Raw genomic sequence first — 13,271 nt, forward strand, 5'->3', positions numbered from 1 at the left:
TACCCTGAGAAGCAAAAAACGGGCCGCCTAAGCGACCCGTTTTCACCTGTAATCGAAATTACAGCAGTTCTTTTGCTTTCGCGACCACGTTGTCTACGGTGAAGCCGAATTCTTCAAACAGCAGTTCCGCCGGTGCAGACTCACCAAAGGTAGTCATACCGACAATAGCGCCGTTCAGGCCCACGTATTTGAACCAGTAGTCAGCAATGCCAGCTTCGATAGCGACGCGAGCAGAGACGGCTTTCGGCAGTACGGATTCACGGTAAGCCGCATCCTGCTTGTCGAATGCATCGGTAGACGGCATGGAAACCACGCGCGCTTTCACGCCTTCAGCGGTCAGTTTGTCCCAGGCAGCCACGGCAAGTTCAACTTCAGAACCGGTGGCGATGAAGATCAACTCCGGCTGACCCGCGCAATCTTTCAGCACGTAGCCACCGCGAGCGATGTTCGCCAGTTGCTCTGCGGTACGTTCCTGCTGTGCCAGGTTCTGACGGGAGAGGATCAGCGCGGTCGGGCCGTCCTGACGCTCAACACCGTATTTCCATGCTACTGCGGATTCAACCTGGTCACACGGACGCCATGTGCTCATGTTCGGAGTCACACGCAGAGAAGCAACCTGCTCTACCGGCTGGTGAGTCGGACCATCTTCACCCAGACCGATGGAGTCGTGAGTATAGACCATCACCTGACGCTGTTTCATCAGCGCAGCCATACGCACCGCGTTACGGGCATATTCCACGAACATCAGGAAGGTGGAGGTGTACGGCAGGAAACCACCATGCAGGGAAATACCGTTGGCAATCGCGGTCATACCGAATTCACGTACACCGTAATGGATGTAGTTACCGGCAGTATCTTCGTTGATGGCCTTAGAACCAGACCACAGAGTCAGGTTAGACGGTGCCAGGTCAGCAGAGCCGCCGAGGAATTCAGGCAGCAGAGGACCGAAGGCTTCAATCGCGTTCTGAGACGCTTTACGGCTGGCGATTTTCGCCGGATTAGCCTGCAGCTTAGCAATGAACTCGTTGGCTTTCGCGTCGAAGTCAGACGGCATTTCACCTTTCATACGACGGGTGAATTCAGCAGCTTCCTGCGGGAAAGCTTTGGCATAAGCAGCGAACTTCTCGTTCCATGCGGCTTCTTTTGCCTGGCCGGCTTCTTTCGCATCCCACTGCGCGTAGATTTCAGACGGGATTTCGAACGGCGCGTATTTCCAGCCCAGCTGTTCGCGGGTCAGTGCGATTTCTGCATCGCCCAGCGGTGCACCGTGAGAGTCGTGGGTACCGGCTTTGTTCGGAGAACCGAAACCGATGATGGTTTTGCACATCAGCAGGGACGGTTTGTCGGTCACTGCGCGTGCTTCTTCAACAGCGCGTTTAATCGCGTCAGCATCGTGACCATCTACACCACGAATCACGTGCCAGCCGTAAGCTTCGAAACGCTTCGCGGTGTCATCGGTGAACCAGCCTTCAACGTGGCCATCGATAGAGATGCCGTTGTCATCGTAGAACGCAACCAGTTTACCCAGTTTCAGCGTACCGGCCAGGGAACATACCTCGTGAGAGATACCTTCCATCATGCAGCCGTCGCCCATGAAAGCATAGGTGAAGTGGTCAACGATGTCGTGACCAGGACGGTTAAACTGCGCCGCCAGCGTTTTTTCAGCGATAGCCATACCCACTGCATTCGCAATGCCCTGACCCAAAGGACCGGTCGTGGTTTCAACACCCGCGGTGTAACCCACTTCCGGGTGACCCGGCGTTTTGGAGTGCAGCTGACGGAAGTTCTGCAGCTCGGACATCGGCAGATCATAGCCGGTGAGGTGCAGCAGGCTGTAAATCAGCATTGAACCGTGGCCGTTAGACAGCACGAAACGGTCACGGTCAGCCCAGGACGGGTTAGTCGGGTTGTGGTTCAGGAAATCACGCCACAGGACTTCGGCAATGTCAGCCATACCCATCGGGGCACCCGGGTGACCGGATTTGGCTTTCTGTACTGCGTCCATGCTCAGCGCACGAATAGCATTGGCAAGCTCTTTACGTGAGGACATTTTGACTCCAGATCGGATAATGAAGGCCACGCCCTAAACGACTTGACGACAGCGCGTTTTGGGCTACGCCGGAAAAAAGTGCCAACAATGTAACCCAAGCCGCGTGTCATGTACATGGAGCATCCTTTTACCGCTTCAGAAATCTCTGGATCATGGGCGCAAGTTGCGCAATCTTCTCGCCCGCTTATTGTTCTTTTCTTTATACTTATGCCGAGCGTCGGTTCACCTGCAAACGACGCATTTTTTAGAATAATCCTGACTTTGTGCGGAAGAGAAAAAATGAAAATTCGCGCTTTACTGCTTGCTACGAGCATGGCGGCGGCATTGACCGGCTGCCAGAACATGGACTCAAACGGACTGCTTTCCTCAGGCGCAGAGGCTTTTCAGGCCTACAGTCTGAGCGATGCGCAGGTAAAAGCGCTGAGCGATCAGGCCTGTAAGGATATGGACAGCAAAGCTACCATCGCCCCGGCTGGCAGCGAGTATGCAACGCGTCTTGGCAAAATCGCCGCCGCGCTTGGCGATAACATTAACGGCCAGCCGGTGAACTACAAAGTCTATATGGCGAAAGATGTAAATGCCTTTGCCATGGCGAACGGCTGTATCCGCGTATACAGCGGACTGATGGATATGATGACCGACAACGAAGTCGAAGCGGTGATCGGCCACGAAATGGGTCACGTTGCGCTGGGTCACGTGAAAAAAGGGATGCAGGTTGCGCTGGGTACGAACGCCGTGCGGGCAGCTGCGGCTTCCGCTGGCGGGATTGTCGGCAGCCTGTCGCAATCGCAATTGGGCGATCTTGGCGAGAAACTGGTGAACTCACAGTTCTCCCAGCGTCAGGAATCCGAGGCGGATGATTACTCGTATGATCTGTTGCGCAAACGTGGGATCAATCCGGCTGGCTTAGCCACCAGTTTTGAGAAACTGGCAAAACTGGAAGCAGGACGTCAAAGCTCAATGTTTGACGATCATCCGGCATCCGCAGAACGTGCGCAACATATTCGCGATCGCATGAACGCAGACGGGATCAAATAATCTTCGAACAGTGCCGGATGGCGGCGTGAACGCCTTATCCGGCCTACAAATTCAGCAACAATGTAGGCCGGATAAGCGCAGCGCCATCCGGCAAAAAACAGCTTACTCGCCTTTTTTCGCCGCCTGGATATAGAGCATTTCTAATGCTAACGTTGCCGCCGCCAGTGCGGTGATCTCTGACTGATCGTAGGCCGGAGCCACTTCAACAACATCCATCCCGACGATGTTCAGATCTTTCAGACCACGTACCAGTTTAATAGCACGATCGGAAGTCAGACCGCCGATCACTGGCGTACCGGTTCCTGGTGCAAACGCCGGGTCCAGACAGTCGATATCAAAAGTCAGGTATACCGGCATATCACCGACAATCTGCTTAACCTGAGCGATAATGTCATCAACGCTGCGGTCGTTAACCTGGCACGCATCCAGCACGGTAAAGCCGTTGTCTTTGTCGAACTCGGTACGAATACCGATCTGCACAGAGTGATTCGGATCGATCAGACCTTCGTTCGGCGCAGTGTAGAACATGGTGCCGTGGTCGAATTCGCAGCCGTTCGCATAGGTGTCGGTGTGGGCATCAAAGTGCACCAGCGCCATTTTACCAAAGTGCTTGGCGTGCGCGCGCAGCAATGGCAGCGTGACAAAGTGGTCGCCGCCAAAGGAGAGCATACGCTTACCGGCAGACAGCAGCTTCTCAGCATGCGCCTGCAGTTTTTCACTCATTTCACGCGCATCCCCGAACGCATAAACCAGATCGCCGCAGTCCACCACGTTCAGGCGCTCGCGCATATCGAAGTTCCACGGGAAGCGGTTGTGCTCCCAGGCCAGGTTGGTGGACACCTGACGGATTGCCGCCGGACCATGACGCCCGCCCGCACGACCAGACGTTGCCATATCAAACGGTACACCGGTGATCACCCAGTCGGCGTCGCTGTCGTACGGCATGAAGTTCATCGGCAGACGTAAAAAACCAAAGGCGTTAGAAACCAGGGAGTTGTCGTATTGATGACCTAAGGTGCTCATGTACTGACCTCTTTAAAAATCGATGAAAAAAAATCCCCTCCGCGTCGTTAAGCCCGACGAGGAAGGGATTGATTTGGTAACTGCATATTTACGGCAAATTATCGCCGTTATTTTGTACGGATTCAAGTGAGTGCCACAAATGCTGCCCCCGCGGATTCCGACTGCCGGATGGCGGCTTTGCCTTATCCGGCCTACTTTCGTAGGAACGGTAAGCGCAGCGCCACCTGACATTTATCGTTACTCATCTTCCAGATAAGTATAACCGTACAGACCGGCTTCAAACTCTTCGAGGAACTGCTGTTGCAGCTCAGCGTCCAGATCGGTGTTTTTCACCTGGTCACGGAACTGCGTCAGCAGGGTGTTCGGATCCAGCTGCACGTATTGCAGCATATCCGCCACGGTATCCCCTTCGTCGGACAGCTCAACTTCTACGCTGCCGTCAGGGAAGACGAACACGTCAACCGCTTCGGTATCACCAAACAAGTTGTGCATGTTGCCGAGGATCTCCTGGTAGGCACCCACCATAAAGAAGCCCAGCATCGGCGGGTTCTCAGGGTCGTATTCCGGCATCGGCATGGTGGTCGCAATGCCATCACCGTCAACGTAGTGGTCGATAGCGCCATCAGAGTCACAGGTGATATCCAACAGCACCGCGCGGCGTTCAGGCACCTGATTCAACCCTTCCAGCGGCATTACCGGGAACAGCTGATCGATCCCCCACGCATCCGGCATCGACTGGAACAGCGAGAAGTTGACGTAAATCTTATCCGCCATACGCTCCTGCAGCTCGTCGATAATCGGACGGTGCGCACGGTTGCTCGGGTCGAGTTGTTTCTGCACTTCATGGCACATGTTCAGATACAGCTGCTCTGCCCACGCACGCTCCTGCAGGCTAAAGGTGCCTGAAGAGTACCCAACGTGAATATCGTGCAGATCCATCTGGCTGTCGTGCAGCCATTCACGCAGCGAACGACGGGTTCCCGGTTCATGCATCTCTTGCCAGGTTTCCCACATGCTTTGCAGGGCACGTGGCGCATCGTCAGCCGGAGGTGTAGCTTCGGTGTGTTCACTACGCTCAACGCCGATAATGTTAGATACCAGCACGGTATGGTGCGCGGTTACCGCGCGGCCAGACTCGGTGATTACCGTCGGATGCGGCAGACCGTGTTCTTCACAGGCGTCGCCAATAGCCCAGATGATGTTGTTGGCGTATTCGTTCAAACCGTAGTTTACGGAACAGTCAGACTGCGAACGGGTACCTTCGTAATCTACGCCCAGACCACCGCCCACGTCGAAGCACTGGATATTAACGCCAAGCTTGTGCAGCTCAACGTAGAAACGCGCCGACTCACGTACGCCGGTGGCGATATCACGAATGTTCGCCATTTGGGAGCCGAGATGGAAGTGCAGCAACTGGATGCTGTCCAGACGACCACGCTCGCGCAGAATTTCTACCAGTTGCAGCACCTGGTTTGCCGCCAGGCCGAATTTTGATTTCTCACCGCCGGAGGACTGCCACTTGCCAGAGCCCTGCGACGCCAGACGCGCACGCACGCCCAGACGCGGAACGACATTCAGCCGTTCAGCTTCATCCAGCACGATAGCGATTTCAGACATCTTCTCGATGACCAGATAGACCTTATGGCCCATCTTCTCGCCAATCAGCGCCAGACGGATATATTCGCGGTCTTTATAACCGTTACACACGATCACGCTACGGGTCATTCCGGCATGGGCCAGAACGGCCATCAATTCAGCTTTGGAACCAGCTTCCAGCCCCAGCGGTTCGCCGGAGTGGATCAGCGATTCAATCACGCGACGATGCTGGTTGACCTTGATCGGGTAAACGAGGAAATAGTCACCGTTGTAACCGTAAGATTCACGGGCTCGTTTAAACGCGGCGTTAATCGAACGCAAACGATGTTGCAGGATCTGCGGGAAGCAGAACAATGCAGGCAGACGCTGGCCCTGCGCTTCACGGGCTTTCACCAACTCAGCAAGGTCAACGCGCGCTTCGGGTACGTCCGGATCCGGGCACACGCTGATGTGGCCCAGTTCATTGACGTCGTAGTAGTTATTACCCCACCAGGCAATATTGTAAGTACGCAGCATCTTGCTGGCTTCCTGGGAACTCATTGCAACCTCCTGCATGGAGCGTAGTACACCGTGTTCGCCTGCTGACGAAGGCGAACCCAAAGAAATGTCGTCAGACATAGCGAACCTCAAATTTTATTAACAAGTGTAAAACAGTTGACTACTATCGCAATCCGAAGACGCGATAACAACCCAAATACAGGCAGAATTTGCAGCAGATAGTGCTGACGCTCCGACTGTGCGACCGGTTTCTTTTTCATATCAATGTAAACACGTAACCGAACTTAATGCTGACGGTTCGGCGAAACCACGAGAAAACTCTTGTTTACCAAGAGCGCCCTTGTTCAGTTCTTAGTGACCGTTACCGGCCCTGGAGTCCTGAGAAGCGCCGAGATGGGTATAACATCGGCAGGTATGCAAGATGCAGATTGCGGGGAACATATGTACACCAGAACGGTGCGACAGATTCAGCAGAATACAACGGTTCATTATCTCGTATCACCTCCACGGTTGCTCCTTACGGAACGAACCCACAAGCCAAAGCTAAAGTCTTAACCCGGCTGGAAGTGGCAACACGATGAAAACGTCGTGTGCTTTTGTATGAGCCGCGCGCCGCGTTTTATACCCATAAGGAAGTCAAAAAGCAAAAGATAAATGCGCGCATTGCCAGCACCGTCAGGAAAAATTTCCAGTTACATTTTCAGTACAATGCGACCTCAATCAAAAAAAGCTGGAAATCAGGCGAAGAACTGTCCTAAAATAGCCGTCCAGATGTTAATCCATCTATACCGATTAACACTCAGACTGCCAGTGTCCGTCATCTGCAGACTCATGGTAGAATCTTCTACACATGGCTATTCCACTCGACAGTTTGAGCTAACCAAATTCTCCTTAGGTGAAATTAAATATGGCAAAACACCTTTTTACGTCCGAGTCCGTATCAGAAGGGCATCCTGACAAAATCGCTGACCAAATCTCTGACGCCGTACTGGACGCAATCCTCGAGCAGGATCCGAAAGCACGCGTTGCCTGCGAAACCTACGTCAAAACCGGTATGGTTTTAGTTGGCGGTGAGATCACCACCAGCGCATGGGTCGACATCGAAGAGATCACCCGCAACACGGTGCGCGAAATTGGCTATGTGCATTCCGACATGGGTTTTGACGCCAACTCTTGTGCGGTACTGAGCGCAATTGGTAAACAGTCTCCGGACATCAACCAGGGTGTTGACCGCGCCGATCCGCTGGAACAGGGTGCAGGCGACCAGGGTCTGATGTTTGGTTATGCAACCAACGAAACCGACGTACTGATGCCAGCCCCGATCACCTATGCTCACCGTCTGGTGCAGCGTCAGGCTGAAGTGCGTAAAAACGGCACCTTATCCTGGCTGCGTCCGGATGCAAAAAGCCAGGTTACCTTCCAGTATGACGACGGCAAAATCGTCGGTATTGATGCGGTTGTTCTGTCGACTCAGCACTCTGAAGACATCGATCAGAAATCGCTGCAAGAAGCCGTTATGGAAGAGATCATCAAGCCGGTACTGCCTACTGAATGGCTGACTGCTTCGACCAAGTTCTTCATCAACCCAACCGGTCGTTTCGTAATCGGCGGTCCAATGGGCGACTGTGGACTGACAGGTCGTAAAATCATCGTTGATACCTACGGCGGCATGGCGCGTCACGGCGGCGGTGCATTCTCTGGTAAGGATCCGTCTAAAGTTGACCGTTCCGCAGCCTATGCAGCCCGTTACGTCGCGAAAAACATTGTTGCCGCTGGTCTGGCTGATCGCTGTGAGATTCAGGTTTCCTACGCAATCGGCGTGGCTGAACCGACCTCTATCATGGTGGAAACGTTCGGTACTGAAAAAGTGCCTTCTGAGCAACTGACCCTGCTGGTGCGCGAGTTCTTCGACCTGCGCCCGTATGGCCTGATTCAGATGCTGGATCTGCTGCACCCGATTTACAAAGAAACCGCTGCTTACGGTCACTTTGGTCGCGAACATTTCCCATGGGAAAAAACCGACAAAGCCGCTCTGCTGCGTGAAGCTGCCGGTCTGAAGTAATTCCCTCACGGTTCAACGCTTATGAAGACCAGCCTCGCGCTGGTCTTTTTTATGTCCTTTTCTCTTCCATACCCCATAGCCAAAGCTACGCTAACCTCCCTTGTTGTAAACAACAAATGAAAGCGATTACATACCACAGCACCTCAACCCAAACTGAATTAACTTCTCTTCGCCCCTATGATTGCATCAGTGTTACATTATATTTCAGCATTATCTTAAATTCAGACAATTAACTTTATTCACGCTAAATGAATAGCGTTATTTTTCAATGAAGTAACTGATAATCCATGTGAATGCCAGTGTAACCGATTACACTAATGTGATGTGATTCTCATTTTTTTACCCCGTACTCACCTACCCTTAACATCAACAAAACTAGCTACCCAACCGGAGGGCATCATGCCTGACAATAAAAAAACGGGGCGTTCCAACAAAGCCATGACATTTTTTGTCTGCTTTCTTGCAGCCCTGGCTGGATTACTTTTTGGCCTGGATATCGGTGTTATTGCCGGTGCTTTACCCTTCATCACCGATGAGTTCCAAATTACCCCCCACACTCAGGAATGGGTGGTGAGTTCGATGATGTTTGGTGCTGCCGTGGGTGCCGTCGGCAGCGGTTGGCTCTCCTTCAAACTGGGGCGTAAAAAGAGTTTGATGATCGGCGCAATCCTGTTTGTTGCCGGTTCACTGTTCTCCGCCGCGGCACCAAACGTTGAAGTGCTGTTGGTTTCCCGCGTGCTGCTCGGCCTTGCGGTAGGCGTTGCGTCTTATACCGCGCCGCTTTACCTGTCTGAAATTGCCCCGGAAAAAATTCGTGGCAGCATGATCTCTATGTATCAGTTGATGATCACCATCGGTATTTTGGGTGCGTATCTTTCCGATACGGCGTTTAGCTACAGCGGCGCATGGCGCTGGATGCTGGGCGTGATCATCATCCCTGCCCTGCTGCTGCTGGTTGGCGTTATCTTCCTGCCGGACAGCCCACGCTGGTTTGCTGCTAAACGTCGTTTTGTCGATGCTGAACGTGTTCTGTTGCGTTTGCGTGATACCAGCGCAGAAGCCAAACGCGAGCTGGATGAAATTCGTGAAAGTCTGCAGGTGAAGCAGAGCGGCTGGGCGCTGTTTAAAGAAAACAGCAACTTCCGCCGCGCGGTATTCCTTGGCGTCCTGTTACAGGTGATGCAGCAGTTCACCGGGATGAACGTCATTATGTATTACGCACCGAAAATCTTTGAGCTGGCGGGCTACACCAACACCACTGAGCAGATGTGGGGGACTGTTATCGTCGGTCTGACCAACGTGCTGGCAACCTTTATCGCCATTGGCCTGGTTGACCGTTGGGGCCGCAAGCCTACGCTGATCCTCGGCTTTATCGTCATGGCCGTCGGTATGGGCGTGCTGGGTACGATGATGCACGTGGGTATTCACTCGGCGGCCGCGCAATACTTCGCTGTACTGATGCTGCTGATGTTTATCGTTGGCTTTGCCATGAGCGCCGGTCCGCTGATTTGGGTTCTGTGCTCTGAAATCCAACCGCTGAAAGGCCGCGATTTCGGTATCACCTGCTCTACCGCAACCAACTGGATTGCCAATATGATCGTCGGTGCAACCTTCCTGACGATGCTGAACTCGCTGGGCAGCGCCAATACTTTCTGGGTCTACGGTGGTCTGAACGTCCTGTTCATCTTCCTGACCCTGTGGCTGATACCTGAAACTAAAAATGTCTCTCTGGAACACATTGAACGTAACCTGATGAAAGGTCGTAAACTGCGCGAAATTGGCGCACACGACTAATCACGAAAAGCTTCCTCCCCCGCGGGAGGAAGCCTTCCTCTTGCAGTCCCTTCCCTGTCGCACTATCCTCTGGCGCTATGAAAACCTCCCGTCTCCCTATCGCCATCCAGCAAGCCGTTATGCGCAGCCTGCGGGAAAAGCTCGCTCAGGCCAACCTCAAGCTCGAACGCAATTACCCGGAGCCAAAGCTGGTTTACCAACAGCGCGGAACCGCCGCGGGTACCGCGTGGCTACAAACCTACGAAATTCGTCTGAATCCCGTCCTGCTGATGGAGAACGTTGACGCGTTCGTTAACGAAGTGGTGCCCCATGAACTGGCGCATTTACTGGTGTGGAAATACTTTGGCCGCGTGCCGCCGCACGGCAAAGAGTGGAAATGGATGATGGAAAGCGTGCTGGGCGTGCCAGCCCGACGTACGCATCAGTTCGAACTGCAATCCGTGCAGCGTAAGACCTTTACTTACCGCTGCAAGTGTCAGGAACACCAACTGACCGTACGCCGCCATAACCGCGTGATACGCGGCGAAGCCACCTACCGCTGCGTTCACTGCGGCGAACCACTGATTGCAGAATAATCTTCAGAATTATCAGGAACTTTTCTGATCTAACTGATTGCATACAGGAATGACTTTCGCTACGTTGCGGGCTCGTTTTGACACGGAGTTCGTGATGTACCGTAATTTTTCTTTTGCTGCGGCCTTGTTAGCCGCAGCATTTTCAGGCCCGGCTTTAGCCGAAGGCATCAACAGTTTTTCTCAGGCAAAAGCGGCGGGCGTCAAAGTTAACGCCGATGCACCAGGCGATTTCTACTGCGGTTGTAAAATTAACTGGCAAGGCAAAAAAGGGGTCGTGGACCTCGAATCCTGCGGCTATAAAGTGCGAAAAAACGAAAACCGCGCCAGTCGAATTGAATGGGAGCACGTTGTCCCCGCCTGGCAGTTTGGTCATCAGCGTCAGTGCTGGCAGGACGGAGGGCGTAAAAACTGCGCTAAAGATCCGGTCTATCGCAAAATGGAAAGCGATATGCATAACCTGCAGCCTGCGGTAGGTGAAGTGAATGGCGATCGCGCTAACTTCATGTACAGCCAGTGGAACGGTGGCGAAGGCCAGTATGGACAGTGCGCGATGAAGGTTGATTTCAAAGAGAAAGTTGCCGAGCCGCCTGCCCGCGCCCGTGGCGCCATCGCGCGTACCTATTTTTATATGCGCGACCAATACAACCTGACGCTCTCTCGCCAGCAAACCCAGCTTTTTAATGCCTGGAATAAGCAGTATCCGGTCACCGACTGGGAGTGTGAGCGCGACGAACGCATCGCGAAGGTACAGGGGAATCATAACCCCTATGTGCAACGCGCTTGCCAGGCGCAAAAGAGCTAACCTACACTAGCGGCAATATTTTTAACCATGCCCTGCCTGTTGCAGCCCAGGGCCATGACGCGGATGTTTAACTATGCGCATTCCTCGCATTTATCACCCAGAGCCACTCGCTTCCGGTAGCCAAATTTCACTGTGTGAAGATGCTGCCAACCATATCGGCCGCGTACTACGTATGGGGCCAGGCCAGCCGCTACAGCTGTTTGATGGCAGCAATCAGGTATTCGACGCCGAAATTACCCATGCCAGTAAGAAAAGCGTGGAAGTGAAGGTGCTTAACGCTGAACTCGACGATCGGGAATCACCGTTGCATATCCACCTGGGCCAGGTAATGTCGCGCGGTGAAAAAATGGAATTTACTATCCAGAAATCGATTGAACTGGGTGTAAGCCTCATTACGCCACTTTTTTCTGAGCGTTGCGGCGTTAAACTGGACAATGAACGCCTGAACAAGAAGCTCCAGCAGTGGCAGAAAATCGCTATTGCCGCCTGCGAACAGTGCGGTCGTAATCGGGTGCCTGAAATTCGCCCGGCAATGGATCTGGAAGCATGGTGCGCAGAACAGGACGAAGGACTGAAGCTCAATCTGCATCCTCGCGCCAGCGCCAGCATTAACACGCTGCCGCTCCCGGTGGAGCGCATCCGCTTGCTGATTGGCCCGGAAGGTGGGTTGTCGGCAGATGAAATTGCCATGACCGCACGGTATCAGTTTACTGATATTCTGTTAGGACCTCGCGTTCTGCGTACTGAGACAACTGCGCTCACCGCCATTACCGCGCTTCAGGTGCGTTTTGGCGATCTGGGCTAAGGCATAAACGGAGAAGAACATGATCAAGCTCGGCATCGTGATGGATCCCATCGCAAGCATCAACATCAAGAAAGATTCCAGTTTCGCTATGCTGCTGGAAGCGCAACGCCGCGGTTACGAAATTCATTATATGGAGATGGCCGATCTTTATCTGATCAACGGTGAAGCCCGCGCCCATACGCGTACCCTGAGCGTAGAGCAGAACTACGACAAATGGTATGAGTTCAAGAGCGAACAGGATCTCCCGCTGGCAGACCTGGACGTTATTCTGATGCGTAAGGATCCGCCGTTTGATACCGAGTTCATCTACGCGACCTATATTCTGGAACGTGCAGAAGAGAAAGGAACGCTGATCGTCAACAAACCGCAGAGCCTGCGCGACTGCAACGAAAAGTTGTTCACCGCATGGTTTGCCGATCTGACGCCGGAAACTCTGGTCACGCGTAATAAAGCGCAGCTGAAAGCCTTCTGGCAAAAACACAGCGACATCATTCTCAAACCGCTGGACGGCATGGGCGGGGCCTCTATTTTCCGCGTGAAGGAAGGCGATCCGAACCTTGGCGTTATTGCGGAAACGCTGACCGAGCACGGTACCCGCTACTGCATGGCGCAGAACTATCTGCCAGCCATTAAAGACGGCGATAAACGCGTGCTGGTGGTCGATGGCGAACCCGTTCCTTACTGCCTGGCGCGTATTCCGCAGGGCGGCGAAACCCGTGGCAACCTGGCCGCAGGTGGTCGTGGCGAGCCGCGTCCATTAACCGACAGTGACTGGGAAATTGCCCGTCGCATTGGGCCAACGCTGAAAGCGAAAGGTTTGATTTTTGTCGGTCTGGATATCATTGGCGATCGTCTGACGGAAATTAACGTCACCAGCCCAACCTGTATTCGTGAAATTGAAGCGGAGTTCCCGGTTTCGATTACCGGTATGCTGATGGATGCCATTGAGGCCCGTCTGCAGAAGTAAATACGTTGCCGGATGGCGACGATTTCGCGTCTAATCCGGCCTACAATTGCACCCCGTAGGC

The 13,271-nt window shown here is 53.4% G+C and carries 12 protein-coding genes; 7 read left to right on the forward strand and 5 right to left on the reverse strand.

Annotation, left to right across the window (positions count from 1 at the left end; genetic code table 11):
* Positions 1 to 58: 58 nt before the first annotated feature.
* Positions 59 to 2,050, reverse strand: a complete 1,992-nt coding sequence (tkt, locus tag WN16_RS23335) for a transketolase (RefSeq protein WP_003027049.1) — start codon at positions 2,048 to 2,050, stop codon at positions 59 to 61.
* A gap of 279 nt (positions 2,051 to 2,329) precedes the next feature.
* On the opposite strand from tkt, the gene WN16_RS23340 reads away from it, so the two are divergent.
* A complete protein-coding gene (locus WN16_RS23340) occupies positions 2,330 to 3,088 on the forward strand; it encodes a M48 family metallopeptidase (RefSeq protein ID WP_044700837.1) in 759 nt (252 codons plus the stop codon).
* Positions 3,089 to 3,190: 102 nt separating this feature from the next.
* Here the strand turns inward: WN16_RS23340 and speB are convergent, their stop codons facing one another.
* The 4 genes from speB to WN16_RS24675 form a co-directional block, all read right to left on the reverse strand.
* Positions 3,191 to 4,111: an agmatinase gene (speB, locus tag WN16_RS23345; RefSeq protein ID WP_003027056.1), complete on the reverse strand. Its 921-nt coding sequence runs from the start codon at positions 4,109 to 4,111 to the stop codon at positions 3,191 to 3,193.
* A gap of 237 nt (positions 4,112 to 4,348) precedes the next feature.
* Positions 4,349 to 6,325: a biosynthetic arginine decarboxylase gene (speA, locus tag WN16_RS23350; protein ID WP_003027059.1), complete on the reverse strand. Its 1,977-nt coding sequence runs from the start codon at positions 6,323 to 6,325 to the stop codon at positions 4,349 to 4,351.
* Between the two features lie 8 nt (positions 6,326 to 6,333).
* Complete coding sequence (yqgB, locus tag WN16_RS23355; protein ID WP_003027062.1) at positions 6,334 to 6,465, reverse strand: acid stress response protein YqgB; 132 nt, start codon at positions 6,463 to 6,465, stop codon at positions 6,334 to 6,336.
* 91 nt (positions 6,466 to 6,556) lie between these two features.
* Positions 6,557 to 6,694: a hypothetical protein gene (locus WN16_RS24675; RefSeq protein WP_269147429.1), complete on the reverse strand. Its 138-nt coding sequence runs from the start codon at positions 6,692 to 6,694 to the stop codon at positions 6,557 to 6,559.
* Positions 6,695 to 7,112: 418 nt separating this feature from the next.
* On the opposite strand from WN16_RS24675, the gene metK reads away from it, so the two are divergent.
* From metK to gshB, 6 genes are all read left to right on the forward strand, one after another.
* On the forward strand, positions 7,113 to 8,267 hold the full coding sequence (gene metK / locus WN16_RS23370) for a methionine adenosyltransferase (protein ID WP_003027071.1): 1,155 nt from the start codon (positions 7,113 to 7,115) through the stop codon (positions 8,265 to 8,267).
* 399 nt (positions 8,268 to 8,666) lie between these two features.
* Positions 8,667 to 10,061 carry a galactose/proton symporter gene (gene galP / locus WN16_RS23375; protein ID WP_003027074.1) on the forward strand — a complete coding sequence of 465 codons (1,395 nt, stop codon included), beginning with the start codon at positions 8,667 to 8,669 and terminating at the stop codon, positions 10,059 to 10,061.
* A gap of 77 nt (positions 10,062 to 10,138) precedes the next feature.
* Positions 10,139 to 10,636, forward strand: coding sequence for a SprT family zinc-dependent metalloprotease (locus WN16_RS23380; protein ID WP_003838223.1), 498 nt, complete (start codon positions 10,139 to 10,141; stop codon positions 10,634 to 10,636).
* Positions 10,637 to 10,730: 94 nt separating this feature from the next.
* A complete protein-coding gene (gene endA / locus WN16_RS23385) occupies positions 10,731 to 11,438 on the forward strand; it encodes a deoxyribonuclease I (RefSeq protein ID WP_016150969.1) in 708 nt (235 codons plus the stop codon).
* Between the two features lie 73 nt (positions 11,439 to 11,511).
* On the forward strand, positions 11,512 to 12,243 hold the full coding sequence (gene rsmE, locus WN16_RS23390; protein WP_003027080.1) for a 16S rRNA (uracil(1498)-N(3))-methyltransferase: 732 nt from the start codon (positions 11,512 to 11,514) through the stop codon (positions 12,241 to 12,243).
* A gap of 19 nt (positions 12,244 to 12,262) precedes the next feature.
* The gene (gene gshB, locus WN16_RS23395; RefSeq protein WP_003027083.1) at positions 12,263 to 13,210 is read left to right on the forward strand and encodes a glutathione synthase; all 948 of its coding nucleotides are present in this window, start codon (positions 12,263 to 12,265) and stop codon (positions 13,208 to 13,210) included.
* The last annotated feature ends 61 nt before the right edge of the window (positions 13,211 to 13,271 follow it).

This window comes from Citrobacter sp. ABFQG (genome assembly GCF_004322975.1).
Taxonomy (GTDB): Bacteria; Pseudomonadota; Gammaproteobacteria; order Enterobacterales; family Enterobacteriaceae; genus Citrobacter; species Citrobacter freundii.

What these genes read in the sequence shown, in the direction of transcription:
- tkt (WP_003027049.1), bottom strand. Translation starts at nt 2,050, where the DNA reads ATGTCCTCACGTAAAGAGCTTGCCAATGCTATTCGTGCGCTGAGCATG.
- WN16_RS23340 (WP_044700837.1), top strand. Translation starts at nt 2,330, where the DNA reads ATGAAAATTCGCGCTTTACTGCTTGCTACGAGCATGGCGGCGGCATTG.
- speB (WP_003027056.1), bottom strand. Translation starts at nt 4,111, where the DNA reads ATGAGCACCTTAGGTCATCAATACGACAACTCCCTGGTTTCTAACGCC.
- speA (WP_003027059.1), bottom strand. Translation starts at nt 6,325, where the DNA reads ATGTCTGACGACATTTCTTTGGGTTCGCCTTCGTCAGCAGGCGAACAC.
- yqgB (WP_003027062.1), bottom strand. Translation starts at nt 6,465, where the DNA reads ATGAAAAAGAAACCGGTCGCACAGTCGGAGCGTCAGCACTATCTGCTG.
- WN16_RS24675 (WP_269147429.1), bottom strand. Translation starts at nt 6,694, where the DNA reads ATGAACCGTTGTATTCTGCTGAATCTGTCGCACCGTTCTGGTGTACAT.
- metK (WP_003027071.1), top strand. Translation starts at nt 7,113, where the DNA reads ATGGCAAAACACCTTTTTACGTCCGAGTCCGTATCAGAAGGGCATCCT.
- galP (WP_003027074.1), top strand. Translation starts at nt 8,667, where the DNA reads ATGCCTGACAATAAAAAAACGGGGCGTTCCAACAAAGCCATGACATTT.
- WN16_RS23380 (WP_003838223.1), top strand. Translation starts at nt 10,139, where the DNA reads ATGAAAACCTCCCGTCTCCCTATCGCCATCCAGCAAGCCGTTATGCGC.
- endA (WP_016150969.1), top strand. Translation starts at nt 10,731, where the DNA reads ATGTACCGTAATTTTTCTTTTGCTGCGGCCTTGTTAGCCGCAGCATTT.
- rsmE (WP_003027080.1), top strand. Translation starts at nt 11,512, where the DNA reads ATGCGCATTCCTCGCATTTATCACCCAGAGCCACTCGCTTCCGGTAGC.
- gshB (WP_003027083.1), top strand. Translation starts at nt 12,263, where the DNA reads ATGATCAAGCTCGGCATCGTGATGGATCCCATCGCAAGCATCAACATC.